The sequence below is a fragment of the Herbiconiux dendrobii genome, from assembly GCF_052048175.1.
Classification (GTDB): domain Bacteria; phylum Actinomycetota; class Actinomycetes; order Actinomycetales; family Microbacteriaceae; genus Herbiconiux.
The window spans coordinates 105,427-131,356 of sequence record NZ_JBLZQV010000004.1 but is presented as its reverse complement, the minus strand read 5'-3'; the positions used below and the strand labels follow the sequence as shown (position 1 = coordinate 131,356).

Below are 25,930 nucleotides of genomic sequence, written 5' to 3'. Positions count from 1 at the left end.
CCGTACCGAACAGGTACGGCCTAGCGGGCCCTCTGCGAGGCTGTCACCGCATCGATGAGATCGCCGGGACGCCGGGTCGACACCAGCCAATAGGGTGTCGGATCCTGCGGATCGGCGATTGTCATTTTGACGACCGGTTTGATCCAGCCCCGGATGGCGAGGTAGGCGCGGGCATCCAGCAGGCGACCGCGCTGCGCGGTGGCCGCCTCGCCGGTGTAGACGGTGCACTCGCCGATCAGTTCCGAGGGGATGCGGGCGCGACCGACCCGCACCGTGCCCGGCGTGACCTCGATCACGGGCGCCCCGAACAGCAGCAGGCCGATCATGCCGGCGTACAGCACGACTCCCACCGCGGTGCCCACCAGCACGCCGGGAACGGTGCTCAGCGGGGCGAAGACGATGATGCTGGCGGGCAGCACGAGGGCGGTGGCGAGGAATACCCACAGGGCCGGAGAGAGCCTCTCCCGATAGTGCGTCATGTCCCTATTCGACCATTCTTTCTGCACTACCCTCGACTCGTGACGTCTTCCATCGAGATCCTGATCCGCGCAGATCAGGTGCCCGCCTACGCCCATCCGGGCGACGCCGGCGCCGATCTGCTCTCCACCGAATCCCTCACCCTGGCCCCCGGCCAGCGGCAGACGGTGGGAACCGGCGTCTCGGTCGCGCTGCCCGACGGCTACGTCGCCTTCGTCGTGCCGCGCAGCGGTCTCGCCGCCAAGCACGGCATCACCGTGGTGAACGCGCCGGGAACGGTGGATGCCGGGTACCGGGGCGAGATCAAGGTCGCCCTCCTGAACACCGACAGCTCGGTGCCGTACGATATCGCCGTCGGCGACAGAATCGCGCAACTGATCGTGATGCCGGTGACGCGAGCCGTGTTCGTGCCCGTCGAGGAGCTTCCTGGAAGCCATCGCGGCGAGGGCGGCTTCGGCTCCACCGGATACTCGTCGCCCACGAACGGAAACCAGTGATGACCGACAAAGACATCGTTCCCGAGGATTCCGGCGACACCGCGGCCGAGCTCGAGACCAGCGACACCTCCGGCGACATCGACACCACGTCTACCGAGGTGGAGGACCGCGACGCGAAGTCGGCCCCCGCCGACCGTGAGACCGAGGGCCCCTTCGACGCGACCGAGGCCAACCCGGCCCGCCCCTACGTCGACCTGGGCGGCCTCAAGATCCTTCCGCGCGAGGGTCTCCACCTCCGCCTGGAGGTGGAGGAGGGCACCAACCGCGTCGTCGCGGTGGGTCTGGACTTCGCCGGCTCCACGCTGCAGGTGCAGGCCTTCGCCGCCCCGCGTTCCACGGGCCTGTGGCACGAGATCCGCGAGCAGATCGAAGACCAGATCCTCAAGCAGGGCGGCAAGAGCACGGCCCAGGTGGGGGTGTTCGGGCCCGAGCTCGTGGCGGGCGTCCCCGCCACCGCGCCCGACGGCACCCAGGGCCTGCGCGTGGCGCGCTTCGTCGGCGTCGACGGTCCGCGCTGGCTGCTGCGGGGCGTCATCGCCGGCGAAGCCAACACGAACCCGGCCGCCAAGGCCGCGATAGAAGAGCTGTTCCGCAGCGTCGTCGTGGTGCGCGGCTCGCAGCCGATGCCGCCGCGCGACCTCATCCCGCTCACCATCCCCAAGACGGCGGCGGGCGGCGCGCAGCCGGCGGGTTCGTGAGCGTGAGCGGAACGCCGGCTCCGGATGGCGAGGCCGAGCGCCCCACCTTCCACGAGGCGTTCGCCCAGGCCGCCCGCAACGCGGGCATCGGGCAGGTCGCGCCGGGCGAGACGCCCGACGGGGCGTCGCTTCTGCGCGCCATCGGCGGTGTGCGGGGGCTGATCGAGTCGATCCTGCCCGGCCTCGGGTTCCTCGTGCTCTACACCTTCACCAAGAACCTTCCCCTGGCCGTGATCGCACCGATCGCCGTCTCGGTGATCTTCGTGGTGGTTCGGCTGGTCACTCGCAGTGCCGTGATGCCCGCCGTCGCCGGACTGATCGGCGTGGGCGTCTCGGCCGGGCTGGCGCTGTTCACCGGCCGGGCGGAGGACAACTTCCTCCTCGGCATCGTGATCAACATCGTCTGCCTGGTGGCCCTGCTGGTCTCGCTCGCGGTGCGCCGGCCGCTGATCGGCATCATCGTGAGCCTGCTCTCCAACGACCCGGGCGGTTATCGCCGCGACCGCGCCAAGGGCCGAGTGGTGCTCGTCGCGACCTGGTGCTGGGTGGGGCTGTTCGCCATCCGGCTCGGCGCCGAGCTGCCGCTCTACTTCGCCGGCGAGACCGAGCTGCTGGGCTCGGTGAAGCTCATCCTCGGTGTGCCGTTCTATGCCATCGTGCTCTGGATCACCTGGCTGCTGGTGCGGGCCGCGTACGCCAAGCCCGCCGCCGCACCCGCGCCTCCCGCGCCACCCGCGCCTCCCGCGCCGAGCAGCGACTGAGTCGCGGATGCCCACGGTGGGGAGGGCCGCAGGGGGACTGACATCGGCCGAGGTCGCCGAGCGCGTGGCGCGCGGACTCGTCAACGTCGCCGACAGCACCACCTCGCGCTCGGTGGGGAGCATCCTGCGTGAGAACATCCTCACCTTCTTCAACGGCATCCTCACCGTCTGCTTCCTCGCCGTGGTGCTGCTCGGCGACATCGGCGACGGCCTCTTCTTCGGCATCGTCGTCGTCAACTCCCTGATCGGCATCGTGCAGGAGCTGCGCGCCAAGGCCAGCCTGGAGCGACTCGCCCTGCTCGCCGCCCCCGAGGCCGCCGTGCGCCGCGACGGCGAGATGCGCGTCATCCGGCCCGAGGAGGTCGTGCAGGACGACCTCCTGCTGCTGCGCCCGGGCGACCAGATCACGGCCGACGCCGAGCTCGCCGCCACGGCCGACCTACTGGTCGACGAGTCGATGCTCACGGGGGAGTCGGAGCCGATCGCCAAGAAGGCGGGCGACGCGTTGCTCTCCGGGTCGTTCGTCGTCTCCGGCACCGCCGAGGCGGTCGTCACCGCCGTGGGCGCCGACTCGTACGCGAACAAGCTCACCCGGGAGATCAAGAAGCACACCCTCGTGCACTCCGAGCTGCGGGCCGCCACCACGAAGATCCTGGTGTACCTCAGCTGGCTGCTGATCCCGGTGATCATCATCGTGCTGATCGGCCGCATCATCACCTACGGAGGCGCGGGGCCGGATGGCGTGTTCGAGCTGGACGACCTGGGGCAGGTGCCCTGGGAGTCGTGGCGGCTGGCGGCTCTGGACGCCGTCGCGAGCGTCGTGGGCATGATCCCCGAGGGACTCGTGCTGCTCACCAGCCTCGCCTTCGGCGTCGCGGTGGTGCAGCTCGGGCGGCAGAAGGTGCTCGTGCAGGAGCTCGCGGCGGTCGAGGTGCTCGCGCGCGTCGACGTGCTGTGCCTGGACAAGACCGGCACGCTCACCACCGGCGAGATCGGCTTCGAACGCCTGATCACCCTCGACCCCGCCGTCGATGCCGCCGCGATCGACACCGTGCTCGGTCTGATCGCGCACGACGTGGCCGCGAACCCCACGGCGCAGGCGCTGCGTCCGCACTTCGCCGACGACGGCGAGACCGTGGTCGAGCGGCTGCCGTTCAGCTCACGGCGCGCCTTCAGCGCCCTCACCGTCGAGCGGGCGGGGGTTCGGCAGACCTGGCTGCTGGGGGCTCCCGAACGGTTGCTGGCGGGGCATCCGGAGGGCTTGCAGCAGGCGATGGGGGTCGCGTCCACCGGCCGCCGCACCCTGGCGCTGTCCCGGGCCGACGGGGAGGCGGGCGACTACGCCGATCGGCAGCAGGGCGAGCAGCTCGGCTCCGGCGTGCGGCCCGTGGCGATCGCGGTGTTCCACGAGTCGGTGCGGCCGGATGCCCGCCCCACCCTCGACTACTTCGCCGAGCAGGAGGTGCGGGTGGTCGTGCTCTCCGGCGACAACCCGGTGACGGTCGGCGCCATCGCGGGGGAACTGGGCCTGGACTCGCAGGCGGTCGACGCGGGTGGCCTGCACCACGACGCCGAGCTGGATGCGTCACTGGCGTCCACGAGCGTCTACGGGCGGGTGGCGCCCGAGCAGAAGCGCCGGGTCGTGCACGCGCTCCAGGCGCAGGGCCGCACGGTCGCGATGACCGGCGACGGCGTGAACGACGCCATGGCCATCAAGGACGCCGACCTCGGCATCGCGATGGGCAACGCCACCCCGGCCACCCGCGCCGTCTCGCGGATCGTGCTGATCGAGGGCCGCTTCGACCGTCTGCCGACCGTGCTCTCGTACGCCCGGCGGGTCATCGCCAACGTCGAGCGGGTCTCGAACCTCTTCCTCGCCAAGACGGTCTACGGCGTCGTACTCGCCCTGGCGAGCGCGTTCCTGCTGTGGAAGTTCCCCTTCCTGCCCCGTCAGATGACGCTCGTCTCCACGCTGGCCATCGGCATCCCCTCGTTCTTCCTGGCGCTCGCGCCGAACCGGCGGCGCTACCGGGCCGGGGTGCTGAAGCGCGTGCTCGGCTTCTCGATCCCGACCGGGCTGATCGCCTCGGTCGCGATCGTGGCCTCGTTCTCGCTGCTGCAGCGGATGGTGCCGCTCGCCGAGGCGCGCAGCCTGGTGTGCATCACGCTGTTCGCGGTGTCGCTGTGGATCCTCTGCGTGCTGGCCCGGCCGCTGAACGGCTGGCGGCTCGGGATGATCGGGGCCGTGACGGCGGCGTTCGTGCTGGCGTACGTCGTCCCGCTCGCCCGCGACTTCTTCGCGCTCGGGCTGCAGAGCCTGCCCGCTCTCGCAGTGGCCGTCGCCATCGGCGTCGCCGGCGCGCTGGGCGTCGAGGTCTGGTACCGGGTCGCCCGCCGCCGCGGCCTCGTCTCCGACCGGGAGTGATGCGCAGCCGGCCGCGCGCGCCGCGACGCCGGGCCTCCGCCGCGGTGCTATATTTATCTTGACGTCAAGATAAATAGTTCCGGGTGTGACCAGCGATTCCGGCCTTCTCTTAGGTTCGCCTTGCTAGCCATTCACCCCTCTCGCGCACAAAGATTGGCGTGAGTCAGCGAAGGTGAGGTCGACGTGTCGGCAGTCAACAGTTTTGGTTCGAAAGACACCCTCCAGGTCGGAGACGCGTCTTACGAGGTCTACCGGATCGATCAGGTCCCCGGCTACGAGAAGCTCCCGTTCAGCCTCAAGGTGCTGCTCGAGAACCTGCTCCGCACCGAAGACGGTGCGAACATCACCGCCGAGCACATCAAGGCCCTCGGCGGCTGGGTTCCCACGGCGGAGCCCGACACCGAGATCCAGTTCACCCCGGCCCGCGTGGTGATGCAGGACTTCACCGGTGTGCCCTGCATCGTCGACCTCGCCACGATGCGTGAGGCCGTCTCCACCCTGGGTGGCGACCCCACCAAGATCAACCCGCTGGCGCCCGCCGAGCTCGTGATCGACCACTCGGTCATCGCCGACCTCTTCGGCACCGAGAACGCCCTCGAGCGCAACGTCGAGATCGAGTACGAGCGCAACGGCGAGCGGTACCAGTTCCTGCGCTGGGGCCAGACGGCCTTCGACGACTTCAAGGTCGTGCCGCCCGGAACCGGTATCGTGCACCAGGTCAACATCGAGTACCTCGCCCGCGTCACCTACACCCGCGAGGTCGTCGACTCGTTCGGCAACACGGTCACCCGCGCCTACCCCGACACCTGCGTCGGCACCGACTCGCACACCACCATGGTCAACGGCCTGGGCGTGCTCGGCTGGGGCGTGGGCGGCATCGAGGCCGAGGCGGCCATGCTCGGCCAGCCCGTCTCCATGCTGATCCCCAAGGTCGTCGGCTTCAAGCTCAACGGCTCCATCCCGGCCGGCGTCACGGCGACGGATGTGGTGCTCACCATCACCGAGATGGTGCGCAAGCACGGCGTGGTCGGCAAATTCGTGGAGTTCTACGGCGAGGGCGTCGGCGAGGTTCCGCTCGCGAACCGCGCCACCATCGGCAACATGAGCCCCGAGTTCGGCTCCACCGCCGCCATGTTCCCGATCGACGACGTCACCCTCGACTACCTGCGCCTCACCGGCCGCAGCGACGAGCAGGTCGCCCTGGTGGAGGCCTACTCCAAGCTGCAGAAGCTCTGGCACAACCCCGACGAGGAGCCCGTCTTCAGCGAGTACCTCGAGCTCGACCTCGCCACCGTTGTGCCCTCGATCTCCGGCCCGAAGCGTCCGCAGGACCGCGTCGAGCTCTCGGTCGCCAAGCCCACCTTCATCCGCGACCTCGAGAACTACGCCAACTCGGGCGACGACGTCTCGCGCGTCGACGCCTCACTGGAAGGCACCTTCCCGGCCTCCGACCCGCTCGGTTTCACCGCGCAGGACGAAGACACGGCGCACGAGATCTCGCACACGCACACCAGCCACGCGCCCGGCGGGTACTCCAAGCCCACCAAGGTGACCACGGCATCCGGAGACAACTACACGCTCGACCACGGTGCCGTCGCGGTGGCCGCGATCACCTCGTGCACCAACACCTCCAACCCGAGCGTCATGCTCGCCGCCGGCCTACTGGCCCGCAACGCCAACAAGCTGGGCCTCAAGGCCAAGCCGTGGGTGAAGACCACGCTGGCTCCGGGTTCGAAGGTCGTCACCGACTACTACGAGAAGGCCGGCCTCACGGGCGACCTGGAGGCCCTCGGCTTCTACACGGTGGGCTACGGCTGCACGGTCTGCATCGGCAACACGGGCCCGCTGATCGAGGAGGTCAGTGCCGCCATCAACGACAACGACCTCGCCGTCACCGCGGTGCTCTCGGGCAACCGCAACTTCGAGGGCCGCATCTCGCCCGACGTGAAGATGAACTACCTCGCCTCGCCGCCGCTGGTGATCGCCTACGCCCTGGCCGGGTCGATGAACTTCGACTTCGAGACGGATGCGCTGGGTCAGGACACCGAGGGCAACGACGTGTTCCTGAAAGACATCTGGCCCGACGCGGCCGAGGTGCAGGAGACGATCGACACCTCGATCAACACCGAGATGTTCACCCACGAGTACTCGAGCGTGTTCGAAGGCGACGAGCGCTGGCGTTCGCTGCCGACGCCCACCGGCCCCACCTTCGAGTGGGACTCGGAGTCGACCTACGTTCGCAAGCCCCCGTACTTCGACGGCATGACGATCGAGACCACGCCGGTCTCCGACATCGCCGGTGCCCGCGTGCTGGCGAAGCTCGGCGACTCGGTCACCACCGACCACATCTCGCCCGCCGGCAACATCAAGGCCGACAGCCCCGCCGGCAAGTACCTCGACGCCCACGGAGTGGCCCGCAAGGACTACAACTCCTACGGCTCGCGCCGCGGCAACCACGAGATCATGATCCGCGGCACCTTCGCGAACATCCGTCTGAAGAACCAGCTGCTGGACGGCGTGGAGGGCGGCTACACCCGCGACTTCACGCAGGCCGACGGCCCGCAGTCGTTCATCTACGACGCCTCGGAGAACTACCAGGCGGCCGGTACGCCGCTGGTGATCTTCGGCGGCAAGGAGTACGGATCGGGCTCCTCGCGCGACTGGGCCGCCAAGGGCACGTCGCTCCTCGGCGTCAAGGCCGTGATCGTGGAGAGCTTCGAGCGCATCCACCGCTCCAACCTGATCGGCATGGGCGTCGTCCCGCTGCAGTTCCCGGCCGGGGAGAGCTGGGCCTCGCTCGGCCTCGACGGCACCGAGGTCGTCTCGATCTCGGGCATCGAGGAGCTGAACGAGGGCCGTACGCCCAAGACGGTGCACGTCACCGCCGTGCCGAGCGAGCACTCGCCCGCCGGCAAGCAGCCGATCGAGTTCGACGCCGTCGTGCGCATCGACACCCCCGGTGAAGCCGACTACTACCGCAACGGCGGCATCCTGCAGTACGTGCTGCGCAGCCTGGTCTGACGGGCAGATAACAGTTCTCGAACGGTGAGGGTGCCCAGGGCGCCCTCACCGTTCAGACATTTCAGGGCGGCGTAGACTGCGAGATCACGTTGTCATGGGAAGGTGGAAGGTATGAGCCTGCTCGAAGGGATCAACGGACCCCGTGACCTCGACACCCTGACCCCGGAACAGCTGGAACAGCTGGCGGGGGAGATCCGTGCGTTCCTGGTCGCCGAGGTGTCGAAGACCGGCGGTCACCTCGGCCCGAACCTCGGGGTGGTGGAGACCACCATCGCCATCCACCGGGTCTTCGACTCGCCGCGCGACTCGATCGTGTTCGACACCGGTCACCAGTCCTACGTGCACAAGCTGCTCACGGGCCGGCAGGACTTCTCGATGCTGCGCCAGAAGGGCGGCCTCGCCGGGTACCCGCAGCGCTCCGAGAGCCCGCACGACGTGGTCGAGAGCTCGCACGCCTCCAGCTCGCTCTCCTGGGCCGATGGCATCTCGCGCGCCTACGACATGACCGGTCAGCGGGACCGGCACGTGGTGGCGGTCGTCGGTGACGGCGCACTCACCGGCGGGATGACCTGGGAGGCGCTGAACAACATCAGCGACGACAACTCCCGCAACCTCGTGATCGTCGTCAACGACAACGGCCGCTCCTACGCCCCCACGATCGGCGGCATGGCGCGCTACCTGAACGGCGTGCGCACCCGCAAGGGCTACCACGACCTGCACCAGTCCAGCCGCAAGCTGTTCGACCGCCTGGGCGCTCCGGCGCGCGCGCTCTACCGCGGAGCGCGGGGCGGCCTGCACGGCTTCCTCAGCCGCATGACGAACAACTCCTCGCTCTACGCGAACCTCGACATCAAGTACCTCGGCCCCATCGACGGGCACGACGTGCACGCGATGGAGGAGGCGCTGCGCCAGGCCAAGGAGTACGCGGCCCCCGTGATCGTGCACGCGATCACCGAGAAGGGCCGCGGCTACGGGCCGGCGCGAACGGATGCCGCCGACCAGTTCCACGCGGTCGGCCAGATCGACCCCGAGACGGGTGAGCCGCTGACGGCGCCCTCGGGTGCGCCGTCCTGGACAGGAGTGTTCGCCGACGAGATCGTGTCACTCGCCTCGGAGGATCCGACGATCGTCGGCATCACCGCCGCGATGCTGCGCCCCACCGGTCTGCACAAGTTCGCCGAGAAGTTCCCGACCCGGGTGCTGGATGTCGGCATCGCCGAGCAGCACGCGGCCACCTCGGCGGCCGGTCTCGCCTTCGGGGGCCTGCATCCGGTCGTCGCCCTCTACGCCACCTTCGTGAACCGCGCCTTCGACCAGATCCTGATGGATGTCGGCCTGCACGAGGCCGGCGTCACCTTCGTGCTCGACCGTGCCGGGGTCACGGGGCCCGACGGCGCGAGCCACCACGGCATGTGGGACCTCGCCATCCTGCAGGTCGTGCCGCGCATCCGTCTGGCCGCCCCGCGCGACGCCGAGCGGCTGCGCGAGGAGCTCGGCGAGGCCGTGCGGGTGACGGATGCCCCGACGGTCATCCGCTTCCCCAAGGGCAACGTCGGCGCCGAGCTGCCTGCTGTCCGCCGCACCCGTGACGGCGTCGACGTGCTGCGCGAGGACGAGCGCAACGACGTGCTGATCGTGGCCGTGGGCACCATGGCCCAGCTGGCCCTCGACGTGGCCCAGCTGCTCTCGGCCGAGGGCATCGGCGCCACGGTCGTCGACCCGCGCTGGGTGGTGCCGGTACCGTGGTCGATCATCGAGCTGTCGGATGCGCACCGCATCGTCGTGACGATCGAGGACGGCGTGCGCGTGGGCGGTATCGGAACCCGCATCCGCCAGGATCTGCGTCAGGCCGGCGTCGACACGGCCGTGACCGAGCTGGGCCTGCCCGACGAGTTCCTGGAGCACGCCACGCGCGAGCAGATCCTCGAGCGGGTCGGCCTCACCCCGCAGCAGATCGCCGAAGACCTGATCGCTCAGGTGCGCGGTGACAAGATCCCGATCGCACGGCCCCTCACCGCCCGCCCGGGCGACGGCGTGGGCACCGACACGGGCGAGAACCCCTCTTACCGCCTGGTGCGATAGACCGAGCCGATCGCACCCGAGGGGTACACCGTCGTACCGGACACCTCGAACGCGGTGGAGGTGGTCTTCAGCGGCAGCAGAGGAGTGCCGGCACCGAGAACCACGGGCATCGTGGTGAGCAGGATCTCGTCGAGCAGCCCGGCGTCGGCCACCTGAGCGGCCACGTCGCCCCCGCCGACGATCCAGATGTTCTTGCCGGCCGCCGCTTCGACCCAGTCCTGGTGCAGCTCGGCCACGTCGCCCCGGGCGAAGCGGATGTCACCACCCGGAATCACCCCCAACGGCCGGCTCGACAGCACCCAGCTCACCTTCTCGGGATAGGCCCACGCCTCGGGCGAGTCGCGCTGTACGAACTCGTAGGTGGCCGATCCCATCACCACCACGCCGACCTCGGCGAGGAACGCCTCGTAGCCGGCCCCGAACTCCTCGAACCCGAACTGCATCAGCCACTCGAGCCCACCCTCCCGATCGGCGATGAACCCGTCCAGGCTGCTGGCCACGTAGTACTGCGTCTTCGTCATCCCCCGAGCCTAGGTTCACCCTCCGACATCGAGCACCTCACGCCCACACACCACCGACCCGTCACTCAGTCCCGCTATTCAGTGCTGAAAGCGGGACCAAGTGACGGGTCGGCGGCTGGGTCTGGGGCGAGTTAGGAGACGCCTCGGATGACGGGGTGGTGGAAGGTGTCGCCGAAGACGCGCTCCGAGGCTCCCACGCGGTCGAGGTAGGGCGTGAGACCGCCCATCTGGAACGGGTAGCCGGCGCCGAGGATGAGGCAGAGGTCGATGTCCTCCGCCGCGTGCACGACGTCGTCTTCGAGCATCCGGTGCACCTCGTCGGCCAGGCCGTCCTCGACGCGGCGCAGGATCTCCGCCTCGGTCATCGGCGTCGAATCCGCACCCTTCGGGGGAGTCACGATGGCGACCGCCTTCTTGTCGAAGCCGGTGATCTTGCCCTTGCCGTCGCGATCGAAGATCTTGCCGTGCTCGGCCAGCTTGTGCAGGTTCGTGCTCTCGAAGAAGCGGTCGGGGAAGGCCGCGTGATGCGTGTCGAGCACGTGCGCGCCGACCTTCAGCCCCACCAGCTCGAGCAGCTCGAACGGGGTCATCGGCAGCCCGAAAGGATCCAGCGCCCGGTTCATCACTTCGAACGGGGTTCCGGTGTCGACCGCGTGCATCGCCTCGCCCAGCACCTTGGCCAGGATGCGGTTCACCACGAAGCCCGGGGTGTCGCGCGTGATGACCGCGTTCTTGCGCAGCTTGGCCGCCGTGACCATGGCCGTCGACAGCGTGGCCTCATCCGTCGCCGGGGCGTTGACGACCTCGATCAGCGGCATCACGGCCACCGGGTTGAAGAAGTGGAAGCCCACCAGACGTTCCGGATGCGCGAGCTTGGCACCGATCTGCTCCACCGAGAGCGACGAGGTGTTCGTGGCGAGCACCGCGGTCTCGGAGACGTGCTTCTCGATCTCGGCGAAGACGTCTTGCTTCACGCCGAGCTCTTCGAAGACGGCCTCGATCACCCAGTCGGCGTCGTTGAACTCCGACTTGTCGGTGGTGCCGTGGATGAGCGCGTTCAGACGGTTCGCCTCGTCGGAGGAGATGCGCCCCTTGGTGGCCAGCGCACCGATCTCGCCCCGGATGTACTCTAGTCCCTTGTCGACGCGCGACTGGTCGAGGTCGGTGATGACCACAGGCACCTGCAGCCGGCGCACGAACAGCAGCGCGAACTGCGAGGCCATCAGACCGGCACCGATGATGCCGACCTTGGTGACCGGCTTGGCCAGCGCCTTGTCGGGCGCGCCGGCCGGCTTCTTGGCCCGCTTCTGCACCAGGTTGAAGGCGTAGATCGAGGCGCGGAACTGGTCGCCGGCGATGAGTTCGGCCAGGGCCTCGTCTTCGCGGGCGAAGCCCTCTTCGGGGGTTCCGGATTTCGCGGCCTTGAGCAGATCGAGCGCCTTGTAGGGCGACTTGGCGACCGTGCCGATGCGCGACTCGAGCATCTTGCGGGCGATCGCGATGGCCGCGTCCCACTTGACCAGGCGCTCCACCTTGCCGGGCTCGTTCGGGCGCTTCACCTTGTGTGCACCCGTGAGCACCGAGTCGGCCCAGCGAAGCGAATCCTCTAGGTAGTTGCCCGGACCGAAGATCGCATCGGCGATCCCGAGGTCGAAGGCTTCTTGCCCCTTCAGGGTGCGGTTGTTCTTCAGCGGGTTCTCGATGATCACCTTCAGGGCGTTCTCGATGCCGATGAGGTTGGGCAGCAGGTAGGCACCACCCCAGCCGGGGATGATGCCGAGGAAGACCTCGGGCAGAGCCAGCGCCGGGATGGAGGAGTCGATGGTGCGGTAGTCGGCGGCCAGGGCCACCTCCACACCGCCGCCGAGCGCCAGTCCGTTGATGAAGGCGAAGGTGGGAACCCCGATCTGCTTCATCTTGCCGAAGGCGAAGTGCCCGAGCTGACCCATCTGCAGCGCGACGGCCTTGCTCTCGAGCTCGCCCACCTTGCTGAGGTCGGCGCCGGCGGCCAGGATGTACGGCTTGCCCGTGACGGCCACCGCGTCGATCTCGCCCGCCGCCGCCCGCGCCTTGAGGGCGTCGAGCGTGGCCGCGTACTCCAGTAGGGTGACCGGGCCGAGGGTGCTCGGCCGGGTGTGGTCGCGGTCGTTGTCGAGCGTGATCAGCGCCAGCGTCTTGCCGCTGGGCAGCGGGATGTCGCGCACGTAGGAGTGCGTGACGACCTCGCCCTCGGACATCTTCTCGAGCTCGGAGAAATCGATGGTGGAGTAGTCGGTCATCGTGCCGCCTTCTTGCTCGCGCCGGTCTTCTTGTCGGACTTGGCCGCCTTGCCGCCGAAGTTCGGGTTCTCCCAGATGACCGTGCCGCCCTGGCCTAGGCCGACGCACATCGCGGTGACGCCGTAGCGCACCTCGGGGTGCTCCTCGAACTGGCGTGCGAGCTGGATCATCAGCCGCACACCCGAGGAGGCGAGCGGGTGGCCGAGCGCGATGGCTCCGCCGTATTCGTTCACCCGAGGGTCGTCGTCGTCGATGCCGAAGTGGTCGAGGAACGACAGCACCTGCACGGCGAAGGCCTCGTTCAGCTCGAACAGGCCGATGTCGTCGATCGACAGCCCGGCCTTGCGCAGTGCCTTCTCGGTGGAAGGCACCGGGCCGATGCCCATGATCTCGGGTTCGACGCCCGCGAAGGCGAACGACACCAGGCGCATCTTGACGGGCAGACCGAACTCCTTGGCCGCCGCCTCGCTCGCGATCAGCGAGGCGGTCGCTCCGTCGTTCAGGCCGGAGGAGTTCCCGGCGGTGACCCGGCCGTGCGGGCGGAACGGCGTGCGGAGGCCGGCGAGGCCCTCCAACGTGGTCTCGGGGCGGGGAGCTTCGTCGCGCGTGGCGAGCCCCCATCCGGCTGCGCTGCGGATGGCGACCGGCACGAGGTCGGGCTGGATCTTGCCGGCCTCGTAGGCCGCCGCGACCTTCTGCTGGCTGCGCAGGGCGTAGCGGTCGGAGCGCTCCTTCGTGAGCTGCGGGAACCGGTCGTGGATGCGCTCGGCCGTGTTGCCCATGTTGAGCGCATCGACGCTCACCAACTTCTCGGCGAGGAACCGCGGGTTCGGGTCGGCGTTGAACCCCATCGGATGCCGGCCCATGTGCTCGACGCCGCCGGCGATCGCGAGATCGTACGCACCGAACGCGATGGCCCCGGCCACCGTGGTGACGCTCGTCATGGCACCCGCGCACATCCGGTCGATGGCGTAGCCCGGCACCGAGAGTGGCAGGCCGGCCAGCAGCGCCGTGGTGCGGCCGAGGGTGAGGCCCTGGTCGCCCTGCTGCGTGGTGGCGGCGATGGCCACGTCGTCGATGCGGTCTTTCGGAACGCCCGGGTTGCGCTCGAGCAGCCCGGTGATCGACTTCACGGCGAGATCGTCTGCTCGCGTCTGCCAGTACATACCTTTTTCGCCCGCGCGCCCGAACGGGGTGCGCACTCCATCGACGAAAACGACTTCAGATCTTTCGGCCACTATGCCTCCTGGGATTGGATCGACTTCGATCCTAGAAGCGACCCCTGACAGCCCGGAATCGTTTGACTGTTCCTACGACGCCGCTTCCGGGTCGCTCTCGGGCTCTTGGAGTGGTTCTACAAAGGCAAGGGCGATCGGCTGTGCAGTCAGTTCAATCTGCCAGGGACGTGCCCCGAGCGCCGCGAGGGCATCCGACACCGACTCCACGGTCACCGGATCGGGGGCGTTCCAGGCCACGCGCCGCAGGAAGTCGGGGGTGAGCAGGTTCTCCAGCGGGATCGAGCGCTCCTCGGAGACGGCCGTGAGGGCGGCGCGTGCGGCCTTCAGCCGGGCATCCGCTTCGGGATTGCGGTCCGACCAGCTGCGCGGGGGAGGGAGGGTGTCGGTCGCGCGCCGGTGCACCGGGATCTCCTCGGTGGTGAGGGCGCGTTCGATCGCGGCCCACCAGCGGTCGAGCTCGCTGCGGCTGGCGCGGCCGGAGAACTGCTTGAGGCTCGCCAGTTCGCGGCGGGAGGCCGGCAGGGCGCGTGCGGCCACCATCAGCGAGGCATCCGGAACCAGCCGGCCCGGCGCCACGTCGGTCTCCCGGGCGAGCTCGTCGCGCGCGAGCCACAGCTCACGGGCGGCCGCCAGGTGCCGATCGGGGCGCAGCGCCTGCACGCCGGTCAGCCGGCGCCACGGCTCGGCCAGCGGCGCCTTCTCCTCCTTGCTCACGACCGCGGCGAACTCCTGCCGGGCCACCTCCACCTTGCCCTGCTGCTCGAGCAGCTCGGCCATGGCGTCCCGCAGATCGATCAGCAGTTCCACGTCGAGGGCGGCGTACTCGAGCCAGGAGGCGGGCAGCGGCCGGGTCGACCAGTCCGCCGCCGAATGCTCCTTCTTGAGGTGGATGCCGAGCAGCTCCTCCACCACGGCGCCGAGGCCCACCCTCGGGAGGCCCAGCAGCCGGGCGGCCAGCTCGGTGTCGAAGACGGTGACGGGGTCGAGCCCCACTTCGCGCAGGCACGGCAGGTCTTGGCTGGCCGCGTGCAGCACCCACTCGACGTCGCCGATCACCGACTGCAGGGGAGCGAACTCCTGGATGGCCGGCGGGTCGATCAGGAAACTGCCCGAGCCCCTCCGGTACAGCTGGATCAGGTACGCCCGCTGGGAGTAGCGGAAGCCGCTCGCGCGTTCGGCGTCGACCGCGACGGGCCCGTGGCCCGCGGCCAGCGCCTCGACGGCGTCATGGAAATCGTCGACCGTCGTGATGACGGTGCGTTCAGGTGTCTCGCTCAGTTCTTCTTCACTCACGTCGTGCTCGCCTGGTCTGCAGCATCGTCACGCCATCGACGACGGGTGGCAGACCGGCCAGCATGCAGAGGAGTTCGCTCCAGCCCTCGACATGGGCCTGGAGATTGTGGTCTGTGGGTGTCCAGGATGCGCGCAGCTCGATCTGCGCACCGTCTCCCTGGGCGGAGAGCTCGCCGAAACCGGTCGAAATGATCTTCGTCGCGGTGCCGGACGCGCTGGTGTAATTCGCGCCCCGGGCGTCCAGGGCGTCGACCAGCCACGACCAGGCCACGTCGGCGAGGAAGGGGTCGAGCCCGATCTCGGTCTCCAGCGGCGCCTGCGCGAAGCAGACCACCCGGAATTCACCGCCCCAGGCCTCCGGCTCCTCGGCGTCGTGCAAGAGGATGAACCGGCCCGTACCGAGCTCGGAGTCGGCGCCGTGGCGGCGGGGACTCACGTCGGCCGAGAGGGCGACCGCGTTCGGGGCCAGGTTCGCGGGAGCGGGGATCTCGTGGATCACGAGTTCCTCCCGCGTGTCGGCCCGGCGCAGCGAGTCGAGCGCTGCGCCGAACGCCGCCGGGAGATCCGGCGTGAAAGGGGAATCGGGCACGTCTGCAGACTAGAGTTCTTTAGGTTCCGCGAGGCGAAGGCACGCCGGATGACGCGGAGGCAGTGGCGAGGCGAGCGAGACGAGCCGATGGGGTCGGGTGGCGACAGACCGCCCGCCGTCGGCCCGGGAGGGCGGCGATCATGAGTCAGCGAGCATCCGGACCAGCCCGGGTTCCGGCCTGGGCGATCGTGGCGATGGCCGCCGGCACCGTGGCGACGCTGGTCACGGCGGGAGCCGCGTTCGCCACCGCCACGATGTCGCGGGCGATCGTGACGCCATCCGTCCCCGTCGACGACGTGCGCATCCTGGGCTACGACGCCGAGGCCGGTGTCGTGTCGCTCTCGGTGACGGCCGACTCCATCCTGCCGGGCGCCTACAGCCTCCGTTTCGCGGGCGACACCGGGCACGCGCGTCTCGGCGAGGTGCTGTCGGTGGCCGACGGCGTGGTGCGGCGCCCCGTGGTCTCGGTCGACTACGGCGATCTGGCGGCCGCTCGTGCCGGCCGCATCAGCGGGTGGTTCTACATCCACCCGCGCGAGCTCGGCGTGCCGGTGGAGGAGGTCGAGGTGAGCACCTCGGTCGGGCCGGCTCCGGCGTGGTTCGTGCCGGCTCCGGATGCGCGGTCCCGCAAGTGGGTCGTCCAGGTGCACGGTCGCGGCGTGCGGCGCGGCGAGACCATCCGCGGGGTGCCGGTGTTCCGCGAGCACGGGTACAACTCCCTGCTCATCTCCTACCGCAACGACGGTGAGGCACCCCGCTCGGCCGACGGCAAGTACGCGCTCGGCGACACCGAGTGGCAAGACCTCGACGCCGCCATCACCTACGCCGTCGATCACGGCGCCACCGACATCGTGCTGATGGGCTGGTCGATGGGCGGGGCCATCGCCCTGCAGGCCATGGGCCGGGCCGTGCACCGCGACCGCATCCGGGCCATCGCGCTGGAGTCTCCCGCCGTCGACTGGCGCGACGTGCTGCGCTACCACGGCCGTGCCCGGCACGCGCCCGAGCTGGTGGGCGACGCCGCCTTCGCCACCATCACGCATCCGTGGGGCACGGTCGTCACTGGGCAGGACCAGCCGCTGGACCTCGACCGCCTCGACTTCGTCAAGCGCTCCGACGAGGTCGACGTGCCCGTGCTGCTGATGCACAGCGACGACGACGGCTACGTGCCCTCCACGGGCTCCCGCAAGCTGGCCGAGGCGCGCCCCGACCTGGTCACCTTCGTTCCGTTCTGGGTCGCCCGCCACACCAAGCTGTGGAACTACGACCGCGCCAAGTGGAACGCCGCGATCTCCGACTGGCTCACCGCGAACTCCCTCTGAGCCGAGGGTGCCGAGCCGAGGGGCGCCGTGCCGTGCGGCGCTACGCGGCGGCGACGCGCTCGCGCACCTGGCGCTTCGTGCGGCCGAGGAGGGCCGTCATGCCGCGGATGCGCAGGGGGGAGACGGCGGCGGTGAGGCCGAGCGTGTTCGGGAAGTCGTCGGGGATGCCGAGCACCTGCTCGACCGTGAGTCCGTCGATGCCCTGCACCAGGATCGACGCGAAGCCGCGCGTGGTGGGAGCCTCCCGCGGAGCCGTGGCGAACAGCTGAACGATGCCGTCGTTCACCTCCACGAAGATGAACACGGGGGACTGGCACTCCTCGACGCGCTCGAAGAGATCCGGATGCTCCTGGTAGCGCGCGGGCAGTTCCGGCAGCTCGTTCGAGAACTCCAGCAGCATCTCGAGCCGCTCGCGCTGCTCGAGCGCGAGGAAGTCGTCGCGGATCTCGGCCAGGGATTCGGGGAGGGTCGTCTCAGTCATCCCGTCCAGTATCGCCCTCAGCGCGCGGGAACGGCACCGGGCTCGGAGCCCGTGACGATCGGAACCCGCACGGCGGAGCCCCACTCGGTCCACGAGCCGTCGTAGTTGCGCACGTTCTCGAAGCCCAGCAGGTGAGTGAGCACGAACCAGGTGTGGCTCGACCGCTCGCCGATCCGGCAGTAGGCGATCACGGGCTCGTCGCCGGAGAGGCCGAGGCCCGCTCCGTCGCGGTAGATCGCGTCGAGCTCGGCGGCCGGCTTGAAGGTGCCGTCCTCGGCGGCCGCCTTCGCCCACGGCACGTTCGCCGCGCTCGGGATGTGGCCGGCCCGCAGCGCGCCCTCCTCGGGGTAGGCGGGAGCGGTCGTGCGCTCTCCGCTGTACTCCTCGGGCGAGCGCACGTCGATCAGCGGGTGGCCGAGGTGGGCGAGCACGTCGTCCTTGAAGGCGCGGATCTCGTCGTCGCGGCGCTCCACCACGGGGTACTCGACCGCGGATGCAGCGGGCCGGTCGGTCGTGATGGCGCGGCCCTCGGCGATCCACTTGTCGCGTCCGCCGTCCAGGAGCCGCACGTCTTCGTGACCGAAGAGCGTGAACACCCAGAGCGCGTAGGCCGCCCACCAGTTGTTCTTGTCGCCGTAGATCACCACGGTCGCGTCGCGCGAGATGCCCTTGCCGCCGAGGAGTTCGGCGAATCCGGCGCCATCGATGTAGTCGCGCTGCACCGGGTCGTTGAGTTCGGTGTGCCAGTCGATCTTGACCGCCCCGGGGATGTGACCGGTCTCGTAGAGCAGCACGTCCTCGTCCGACTCCACGATCACCAGGTCGCGGCCCGGACCGGCCTCGGCGAGGTGCGCTTCGAGCCAGTCGGCCGACACCAGCCGTTCCGGATGCGCGTATCCCGCGAACTTCTCGGACGAATCGGCTGCGACGGCCATCTGTTACCTCCTGTGAGCACCGCCGGGCCGGGGTCGGCACCGTGGCGGTTTAGGGTAGATGCAACTCCCTGATGGTTTCCAGCATTCCGCATCGGCGGCCGGCGGGCCAGGTGAGTGTAAGACTTCGACACGAACGATCGGCTCGGAATCAGATGACCAGTGAGCGGCAGGCCGTCGCCCCGCGCTTGACGGAGCGCACCCCCTCGATGTCGGCGGCGGAGCTCGCCAAGACGCTCGTCCCGCCGCGTCAGTTCGACACGGCCTCGTTCGAGAGCTACCGGCCCGATCGCGACTACCCCTCGCAGGGGGAGGCCCTGGCCAAGCTCCGCGCCTTCGGCGAGGGCTTCAAGCCGGCGAAGGCAGGCGGTTTCTTCGGCCGCGGCAAGAAGACGCCCGCCGCCAAGCCCGGCATCTACCTCGACGGCGGCTTCGGCGTGGGCAAGACCCACCTGCTCGCCGCGCTCTGGCACGCCGCGCCCGGCCCCAAGTACTTCGGCACGTTCATCGAGTACACCGCGCTGGTGGGCGCCCTCGGCTACGCCAACGCCGTGCAGCTGTTCACGGGAGCGAAGTTCATCGCCATCGACGAGTTCGAGCTCGACGACCCGGGCGACACCATGCTGATGACCCGGTTCCTCGGCGAACTCGTGGCCACGGGCACCCGCCTGGCCGCCACCTCCAACACCCCGCCGAACGCGCTGGGCGAGGGGCGCTTCGCGGCGAGCGACTTCCTGCGCGAGATCCAGGCCATCGCCGACCGCTTCGACATCACGCGCATCGACGGGCTCGACTACCGGCGGCGCGACATCGAGGGCCACGCCGTCTCCTTCGCCTCGGATGCCGAGCTCACCGTCGCGGTCGAGGCCCGGCTCGCCGCGGGCGAGAGCATCACCTTCGACGACTTCGGCGCCCTCATCGCCCACCTCGGCAGCATCCACCCCTCCCGCTACGTGAAGATGATCGACGGCCTCACCGCCATCGCCATCCGCGACGTCACCCCTCTCACCGACCAGGCGGATGCTCTGCGCCTGGTGGCCTTCATCGACCGGGTCTACGACGCCCAGATCAGCATCCTGGCCTCGGGCATCCCGTTCGACGAGGTGTTCGCGGGCGACATGGTGAACGGCGGCTACCGCAAGAAGTATCTGCGCGCGGTGTCGCGGCTCATCGCCTCCGCGACGCTCTGAGTTCGCCGCAGACGCTCTGCGTTTCGCCTCCGACGCGGAGGGTCCGGCCGCAACGGGAACCCGGCATCCTCTCGCCGGATTCTCCGGGCCGCGAAACACAGTGTTTACAAAGGGGCCGTCCGTGTAACACGGCGTACACATAGTTCGTCGCCCGGCGAAACCTCTCTTCGACAGACTGCCCTTGCCTGCAATTGCGCCCTCGGGAAAGTGCCACCCGAACGGCGTCACAGCAATTCCGGTCGTACCCGCCGGCACGATATAGAGAGGTAACCATTTCCCAATGGAAGAAGTAACAACCAACCTGGACTCCCTGTGGCTCATGGTCGCAGCGGCCCTCGTCCTCTTGATGACGCCGGGCGTCGCATTCTTCTACGGCGGCATGGTCAAGGCGAAGTCGGTCATCAGCATGATGATGATGAGCTTCGGCGCCATGGGCCTCGTGGGCGTGCTGTGGGTCATCTACGGCTACGGCATGGTCTTCGGCACTCCGCTGATTCCCGGCATCGTCGGAAACCCGTTCGGCGACACCCTGGGCCTCGGCAGTCTGCTCGGCATCGGTGAGGGCGGCGTGATGGACCCCGACCTGAACGGTCTCGCGTTCGCCGGCTTCCAGGCCACCTTCGCGATCATCACGGTCGCCCTGATCTCGGGTGCGATCGCCGACCGGGCCAAGTTCGGCGCGTGGATGGTCTTCGCGGGCATCTGGGTCACCATCGTCTACTTCCCCGTCGCGTTCATGGTCTTCAACCTCGACGAGGGCTGGGCTCCGCTCTGGGGCGTCAACGACTTCGCCGGTGGAACCGCGGTGCACATCAACGCCGGTGCTGCCGCTCTCGCTCTCGCCTTGGTGCTGGGCAAGCGCGTCGGCTTCCAGAAGGGCATCCAGAAGCCGCACAACGTGCCGCTCACCCTGCTGGGCGCTGCGCTGCTGTGGTTCGGCTGGTTCGGCTTCAACGCCGGTTCCGAGGCCGCGGTCGACGGCGTCGCCGCGATCGCCTGGATCAACACCCTCGCGGCTCCCGCCGCCGGTATCCTCGGCTGGCTCATCATCGAGAAGATCAAGGACGGCAAGCCCACCTCGATCGGTGCCGCCTCGGGTGCCGTCGCCGGCCTGGTCGCGATCACCCCGGCCTGTAACATCCTGACCCCGGGCTGGGCCATCGTCCTCGGCATCCTCGCCGGTGCCGTCTGCGCCCTGGCCGTCGAGCTCAAGTTCAAGCTCGGCTTCGACGACTCGCTCGACGTGGTGGGCATCCACCTGGTCGGCGGTCTGATCGGAACGCTCTACATCGGCATCTTCGGCGCCGGCATCGGCCTGCTCGACACCGGCTCGCTCGAGCAGCTGTGGAAGCAGTTCGCCGCCGCCATGGTCGTGCTGATCTACTCCTTCGTGATGGCCTTCATCATCGGCTTCGTCATCCAGAAGACCATGGGCTTCCGGATCAAGAACGAAGACGAGGTGGCCGGCGTGGACACCACCGTGCACGGCGAAGAGGGCTACGTGCTCGAGACCGTCTAGGTCCCGGCACCCTCCGCGCACACGCGCACACCTTCACGAGCACAGCGGGGCGTCATCCTTCGGGATGGCGCCCCGCTTGCGTGTGCCCGCCGATCGCGTCGCGGGCGAGGAGCGTGGCGCCGACGACGGCGCTCGGCATCGCGAGCACGGCGCCGAGCGGGATCAGGAACGTCAGGTAGCAGAGGATGCCGAAGCCGAGCGTGCGGGCGCGACGCGCTCCCAGCATCCGTCGCCGGTCGCGCAGGCTCAGGCCGCGGGCGTCGAAGGCGAAGCCGGTGAGCTCGAGTGCCAGCACCCAGCCGCCGAAGACGGCGGCGAGCACGGGGGAGAGGATGGGGCCGGCGAGGGGGATGAGGCCCACGACGAACAGCAGAAGGGCGACTCCGAGCGTCAGCACCAGGATGCGCAGCCCGGTGCCGATCCCGCGCAGCAGCAGTCGCCAGAAGCCGCCGGCGGGCTCGCCGGGCGCCCGGCCGAGGGATTCCTCGGTGGCGCGCCAGATCCGCTCGTAGAAGGCGTCGCCGACCGCGAGGGTGATGGCGGTGAAGGTGAACACGACCAGGAGCACGCCGGCGGCGACGAGCGCGAGTGCCGCGGACACGCGAACGATGCTGCGCCACGGTTCGTCCCAGCCGTCGGCGAACGGTGTGGCCCAGTCGGCCAGCCCGGGCGAGTTCACGGCCAGAACGATCAGGCCGGCGGCGTACACCGCCGCCACGATCAGCGCGGGAAGGGCGCCGAGCAGCATCAGCCGCGGTCTCGTGCCCCACATCCGCACGCCACGCCAGAACAGCCCCGCCCCGCCCAGCAGCTCACGCACCATCCCCGAAGCGTAAACGACGAAAGGCCCCCTGGAGAGGGAGCCTTTCGAAAACGCGTGGGCGATACCGGACTCGAACCGATGACCTCTTCCGTGTGAAGGAAGCGCGCTACCAACTGCGCCAATCGCCCGCTGGGCTGTGAGCCCTGAACAGTTATCGATAGTACCGGATTCCGAGGGGTGCTTCGTACACAGAACCGTCGCGACACGCCATGCCCATGTCGATTTGGCTAACGCCGAATGAATCGGATAGAGTCTCTCCCGTTGCAGAAATGCAGCGTTGCGGATGTGGCGCAGTGGTAGCGCATAACCTTGCCAAGGTTAGGGTCGCGAGTTCGAATCTCGTCATCCGCTCGAGTGAAGTTACTCGTAGTGAGAATCGCCAGTTCTCACATGCACGAACTGGGTGGCGTGGCCGAGAGGCGAGGCAGCGGCCTGCAAAGCCGTCCACACGGGTTCAAATCCCGTCGCCACCTCCACTCTTGTCAAACAGCTTTGGCAGCACCACCATTGGGCGATTGGCGCAGCGGTAGCGCGCTTCCCTGACACGGAAGAGGTCACTGGTTCGATCCCAGTATCGCCCACACACGAGAAAGGCCCCCGAGAATTCTCGGGGGCCTTTTCCGATTCCGTCCCCGATGAGGAAGGTGTTCAGTGATGGTTGCTTCTGCCGAAGAGGGCGACGGCCCGGCCGTGGTGCTGGTCTCCGAGCAGGGCGAGGGCATCGCCTCGCTCGCCGGCCTGGCGCATTCGATCGCCCAGGAGGACTTCCGGGTGGTGCGGATCGCCGCGGAATCGGTCGACGAGGTCGTCGGCGTGCTCGACGGCCTCGGTGTGACGGATGCCTGGATCGGCGGACACGGCTACGGCGGCACGATCGCGCGCGGCGTGGCGATCGCTCAGCACGACCGCGTGAACGGTGTGATCCTGCTCGGTGTCGAGTCGGCCGAGACGATCCCGGCGCTGGCCGAGGGCATCCCGGTGCTCGTCATCCAGGGCGCCGACGACGACGTGACGCCGCCGGCGAATGGCGAGGCGCTCCAGGAGGCCGCCCCCGGCCTGGTGAGTGTCGTGACCATCGACGCCGCGGGCCACGGTTTCCCCTCCACCCACGCGGGGGAGACGGCCTGGGCGATCGAGGACTACCTCGACTGGGACTGATCGCATCCGCCGGTAGGCTTGGGGGGTTCTCTTTCACCTAGGCAGGAGCCCTCACCCGTGGCAACAGGATTCGATCTCTTCACCGACCGGGCCGTCGTGGCCCTGCGGGTCAACGGCGAGCTGAAAGATCTTGCGACCACGGTGACCGACGCGGACGCCGTCGAGCCCGTGACGATCGACAGCCCCGACGGGCTGGCCATCCTGCGCCACTCCGCCGCACACGTGGCCGCGCAGGCCGTGCAGGCGATCAACCCGGAGGCGAAGCTCGGCATCGGCCCGCCCGTCACCGACGGCTTCTACTACGACTTCGACGTGGCCGAGCCCTTCACTCCGGAGGACATGAAGGCGATCGAGAAGGGCATGGAGCGCATCGTGCGGGCCGGCCAGCGCTTCGTGCGCCGGGTCGTCACCGAAGACGAGGCGCGCGCCGAGCTCGCCGACGAGCCGTACAAGCTCGAGCTGATCGGACTCAAGGGCGGCGCGGCCGACGACGGTGGCGACAACGAGTCGGTGGAGGTCGGCGGCGCCGAGCTCACCATCTACGACAACGTCGACCCCAAGACCGGCGAGACGGTCTGGAAAGACCTCTGCCGCGGCCCGCACCTGCCGAGCACGCGGATGATCGGCAACGGTTTCGCGCTCACCCGCCTGGCCGCCGCCTACTGGCGCGGCTCGGAGAAGAACAAGCAGCTGCAGCGGGTCTATGGCACCGCCTGGCCCACGAAGGACGAGCTGCGCGCCTACCAGGCCCGCATCGAGGAGGCCGCCAAGCGCGACCACCGCAAGCTCGGCAACGAGCTCGACCTGTTCTCCTTCCCCGACGAGATCGGATCGGGCCTCGCGGTCTTCCACCCCAAGGGCGGCATCATCCGGGCCGAGATCGAGAACTACCTGCGCGAGCAGCTGATCGCGAACGACTACGAGCTGGTGAACACCCCGCACATCACCAAGGCGCACCTGTTCGAGACCAGCCAGCACCTCAACTGGTACAAAGACGGCATGTTCCCGGCGATGCACCTCGACGAGGAGCAGGATGCCGACGGCAACATCACCAAGCAGGGCCAGGACTACTACCTGAAGCCGATGAACTGCCCGATGCACAACTTGATCTTCCGGGCGCGCGGCCGCAGCTATCGCGAACTGCCACTGCGTCTGGCCGAGTTCGGCACCGTGTACCGCTACGAGAAGAGCGGAACCCTCTCGGGCCTCACCCGCGTGCGCGGCCTCACGCAGGATGACGCGCACATCTACGTGAGCCAGGCCGAGGTGCGCGACGAGCTCACCCGCCAGATCGACTTCATGCTCGACGTGCTGCGCGGCTACGGCCTCGACGACTTCTACCTCGAGCTGTCCACCCGCGACCCCGAGAAGTCGGTGGGCACCGACGAGATGTGGGAGACGGCCACCGAGACCCTGCGCGAGGTGGCGCTCGCCTCCGGCCTCGAGCTCGTGCCCGATCCCGGGGGAGCGGCCTTCTACGGGCCGAAGATCTCGGTGCAGGCGCGTGACGCGATCGGCCGCACCTGGCAGCTCTCCACCATCCAGCTCGACTTCAACCAGCCCGAGCTGTTCGAGCTCGAGTACACGGCGCCCGACGGCACCAAGCAGCAGCCGGTGATGATCCACCGTGCGCTGCTCGGCTCGATCGAGCGCTTCTTCGCCATCCTGCTCGAGCACTACGCGGGGGCCTTCCCGGTGTGGCTCGCTCCCGTGCAGGTGGTGGCGATCCCGATCTCCGACGACCACGCCGACTACCTGAAAGAGATCGTGTCGCGGCTGAAGAAGCGCGGCATCCGGGCCCAGCTCGACGACTCGTCCGACCGGATGCAGAAGAAGATCCGCACGCACACCAAGGACAAGGTGCCCGTGCTGCTGATCGCGGGTGCCGACGACACGGCGGCCGGCTCGGTGAGCTTCCGGTTCCGTGACGGCTCGCAGGAGAACGGCGTGGCGGTCGACGAGGCGATCGAGCGGATCGTGCGGAGCGTTCAGGAGCACCAGCAGGTGAGCACCGCGGGTCAGCTCTGATGGAGCGTCCGATCGAGGAGTCCGGCGACTTCGCCGGCATCCCGGATGCCTTCCAGCGGCTCTGGACGCCGCACCGGATGGTCTACATCCAGGGCGGGGAACAGCCGCACATCGACGAGTGCCCGTTCTGCCGGGCGCCGTCGCTGAGCGACGAGGAGGGTCTGATCGTGGCCCGGGGAACGCACGCCTACGTGCTGCTGAACCTGTTCCCGTACAACTCGGGCCACCTTCTGGTGTGCCCCTACCGCCACGTCGCCACCTACGACCTGGCGACGCCCGAGGAGACGCAGGAGATCGCCGAGCTGACGCAGGCCGCGATGCGCGTGCTGACCTCGGTGGCGCGCTGCGATGGCTTCAACATCGGTATGAACCAGGGCCGGGTGGCGGGGGCGGGCGTGGCCGGGCACCTGCACCAGCACATCGTGCCGCGCTGGATGTCGGACTCGAACTTCTTCCCGGTGATCGCCCGCACGAAAGCTCTTCCGCAGCTGCTGGGCGAGGTGCGGGCCGAAATCCAGGCGGCCTGGCCGGCTCCCGGATCGGCCTCGGCCGGCGGTGGCCCAGCTCGCTGAGGGCCGGTGTCGGTGGCACCGCGT

At 69.0% G+C, this 25,930-nt stretch carries 21 protein-coding genes and 4 tRNA genes; 15 read left to right on the top strand and 10 right to left on the bottom strand.

The window, feature by feature from the left end; genetic code table 11:
• Positions 1-20 precede the first annotated feature (20 nt).
• Positions 21-479 carry a DUF3093 domain-containing protein gene (locus ACN4JJ_RS13490; protein ID WP_440710409.1) on the bottom strand — a complete coding sequence of 153 codons (459 nt, stop codon included), beginning with the start codon at positions 477-479 and terminating at the stop codon, positions 21-23.
• A 39-nt stretch (positions 480-518) separates the two neighbouring features.
• Here ACN4JJ_RS13490 and dut point away from each other — a divergent pair, with 39 nt between their 5' ends.
• From dut to dxs, 6 genes are all read left to right on the top strand, one after another.
• Complete coding sequence (dut, locus tag ACN4JJ_RS13485) at positions 519-974, top strand: dUTP diphosphatase (protein WP_440710408.1); 456 nt, start codon at positions 519-521, stop codon at positions 972-974.
• Positions 974-1,672: a DUF3710 domain-containing protein gene (locus tag ACN4JJ_RS13480; protein WP_440710407.1), complete on the top strand. Its 699-nt coding sequence runs from the start codon at positions 974-976 to the stop codon at positions 1,670-1,672. The genes dut and ACN4JJ_RS13480 overlap by 1 nt, the downstream gene beginning before the upstream one ends.
• A gap of 2 nt (positions 1,673-1,674) precedes the next feature.
• Positions 1,675-2,433: a DUF3159 domain-containing protein gene (locus ACN4JJ_RS13475; RefSeq protein WP_440710406.1), complete on the top strand. Its 759-nt coding sequence runs from the start codon at positions 1,675-1,677 to the stop codon at positions 2,431-2,433.
• Positions 2,434-2,440: 7 nt separating this feature from the next.
• A complete protein-coding gene (locus ACN4JJ_RS13470; protein WP_440710405.1) occupies positions 2,441-4,858 on the top strand; it encodes an HAD-IC family P-type ATPase in 2,418 nt (805 codons plus the stop codon).
• A gap of 183 nt (positions 4,859-5,041) precedes the next feature.
• Positions 5,042-7,879 (top strand): aconitate hydratase, encoded by a 2,838-nt coding sequence (locus ACN4JJ_RS13465; RefSeq protein WP_440710404.1) that lies wholly within the window; start codon positions 5,042-5,044, stop codon positions 7,877-7,879.
• 111 nt (positions 7,880-7,990) lie between these two features.
• The gene (gene dxs / locus ACN4JJ_RS13460) at positions 7,991-9,961 is read left to right on the top strand and encodes a 1-deoxy-D-xylulose-5-phosphate synthase (RefSeq protein WP_440710403.1); all 1,971 of its coding nucleotides are present in this window, start codon (positions 7,991-7,993) and stop codon (positions 9,959-9,961) included.
• Here the strand turns inward: dxs and ACN4JJ_RS13455 are convergent.
• From ACN4JJ_RS13455 to ACN4JJ_RS13435, 5 genes are all read right to left on the bottom strand, one after another.
• Positions 9,943-10,482, bottom strand: coding sequence for a dihydrofolate reductase family protein (locus ACN4JJ_RS13455; RefSeq protein ID WP_440710402.1), 540 nt, complete (start codon positions 10,480-10,482; stop codon positions 9,943-9,945). The two genes, dxs and ACN4JJ_RS13455, sit on opposite strands and share 19 nt — an antisense overlap.
• A 131-nt stretch (positions 10,483-10,613) precedes the next feature.
• Positions 10,614-12,761 carry a 3-hydroxyacyl-CoA dehydrogenase NAD-binding domain-containing protein gene (locus ACN4JJ_RS13450; RefSeq protein ID WP_440710401.1) on the bottom strand — a complete coding sequence of 716 codons (2,148 nt, stop codon included), beginning with the start codon at positions 12,759-12,761 and terminating at the stop codon, positions 10,614-10,616.
• Positions 12,758-13,999: a thiolase family protein gene (locus ACN4JJ_RS13445; RefSeq protein WP_440710400.1), complete on the bottom strand. Its 1,242-nt coding sequence runs from the start codon at positions 13,997-13,999 to the stop codon at positions 12,758-12,760. The genes ACN4JJ_RS13450 and ACN4JJ_RS13445 overlap by 4 nt, the downstream gene beginning before the upstream one ends.
• A gap of 72 nt (positions 14,000-14,071) precedes the next feature.
• Positions 14,072-15,292 carry a ribonuclease D gene (locus tag ACN4JJ_RS13440; protein WP_440710399.1) on the bottom strand — a complete coding sequence of 407 codons (1,221 nt, stop codon included), beginning with the start codon at positions 15,290-15,292 and terminating at the stop codon, positions 14,072-14,074.
• Positions 15,285-15,881 carry a DUF3000 domain-containing protein gene (locus ACN4JJ_RS13435; protein ID WP_440710398.1) on the bottom strand — a complete coding sequence of 199 codons (597 nt, stop codon included), beginning with the start codon at positions 15,879-15,881 and terminating at the stop codon, positions 15,285-15,287. Before ACN4JJ_RS13435 ends, ACN4JJ_RS13440 begins: the two co-directional genes overlap by 8 nt.
• A gap of 140 nt (positions 15,882-16,021) precedes the next feature.
• On the opposite strand from ACN4JJ_RS13435, the gene ACN4JJ_RS13430 reads away from it, so the two are divergent.
• On the top strand, positions 16,022-17,203 hold the full coding sequence (locus ACN4JJ_RS13430; RefSeq protein WP_440710397.1) for an alpha/beta hydrolase family protein: 1,182 nt from the start codon (positions 16,022-16,024) through the stop codon (positions 17,201-17,203).
• Between the two features lie 40 nt (positions 17,204-17,243).
• Here ACN4JJ_RS13430 and ACN4JJ_RS13425 read toward each other — a convergent pair whose 3' ends face one another.
• Both ACN4JJ_RS13425 and ACN4JJ_RS13420 read right to left on the bottom strand, forming a co-directional pair.
• Complete coding sequence (locus ACN4JJ_RS13425) at positions 17,244-17,684, bottom strand: SufE family protein (RefSeq protein WP_291055480.1); 441 nt, start codon at positions 17,682-17,684, stop codon at positions 17,244-17,246.
• Positions 17,685-17,701: 17 nt separating this feature from the next.
• Positions 17,702-18,619, bottom strand: a complete 918-nt coding sequence (locus tag ACN4JJ_RS13420; protein WP_440710396.1) for a sulfurtransferase — start codon at positions 18,617-18,619, stop codon at positions 17,702-17,704.
• A gap of 152 nt (positions 18,620-18,771) precedes the next feature.
• Between ACN4JJ_RS13420 and zapE the strand changes: the two genes are divergently transcribed.
• Both zapE and ACN4JJ_RS13410 read left to right on the top strand, forming a co-directional pair.
• Entirely contained in the window at positions 18,772-19,806 is a 1,035-nt protein-coding gene (zapE, locus tag ACN4JJ_RS13415) for a cell division protein ZapE (protein ID WP_440710395.1), read from the top strand.
• A 280-nt stretch (positions 19,807-20,086) separates the two neighbouring features.
• Positions 20,087-21,325, top strand: a complete 1,239-nt coding sequence (locus ACN4JJ_RS13410) for an ammonium transporter (protein ID WP_440710394.1) — start codon at positions 20,087-20,089, stop codon at positions 21,323-21,325.
• 52 nt (positions 21,326-21,377) lie between these two features.
• Here ACN4JJ_RS13410 and ACN4JJ_RS13405 read toward each other — a convergent pair whose 3' ends face one another.
• Complete coding sequence (locus tag ACN4JJ_RS13405) at positions 21,378-22,148, bottom strand: EI24 domain-containing protein (RefSeq protein WP_440710393.1); 771 nt, start codon at positions 22,146-22,148, stop codon at positions 21,378-21,380.
• A gap of 55 nt (positions 22,149-22,203) precedes the next feature.
• Positions 22,204-22,276: transfer RNA gene (locus ACN4JJ_RS13400), tRNA-Val, on the bottom strand.
• Positions 22,277-22,427: 151 nt separating this feature from the next.
• Between ACN4JJ_RS13400 and ACN4JJ_RS13395 the strand changes: the two genes are divergently transcribed.
• From ACN4JJ_RS13395 to ACN4JJ_RS13370, 6 genes are all read left to right on the top strand, one after another.
• Positions 22,428-22,499 (top strand) — tRNA-Gly (locus ACN4JJ_RS13395).
• Between the two features lie 51 nt (positions 22,500-22,550).
• A tRNA-Cys gene (locus ACN4JJ_RS13390) sits at positions 22,551-22,624 on the top strand.
• Positions 22,625-22,657: 33 nt separating this feature from the next.
• Positions 22,658-22,729, top strand: a tRNA-Val gene (locus ACN4JJ_RS13385).
• A gap of 73 nt (positions 22,730-22,802) precedes the next feature.
• The gene (locus ACN4JJ_RS13380) at positions 22,803-23,306 is read left to right on the top strand and encodes an alpha/beta fold hydrolase (protein ID WP_440710392.1); all 504 of its coding nucleotides are present in this window, start codon (positions 22,803-22,805) and stop codon (positions 23,304-23,306) included.
• Positions 23,307-23,363: 57 nt separating this feature from the next.
• Entirely contained in the window at positions 23,364-25,334 is a 1,971-nt protein-coding gene (gene thrS, locus ACN4JJ_RS13375) for a threonine--tRNA ligase (protein WP_440710391.1), read from the top strand.
• Positions 25,334-25,906: an HIT family protein gene (locus ACN4JJ_RS13370; RefSeq protein ID WP_440710390.1), complete on the top strand. Its 573-nt coding sequence runs from the start codon at positions 25,334-25,336 to the stop codon at positions 25,904-25,906. Before thrS ends, ACN4JJ_RS13370 begins: the two co-directional genes overlap by 1 nt.
• Positions 25,907-25,930 lie beyond the last annotated feature (24 nt).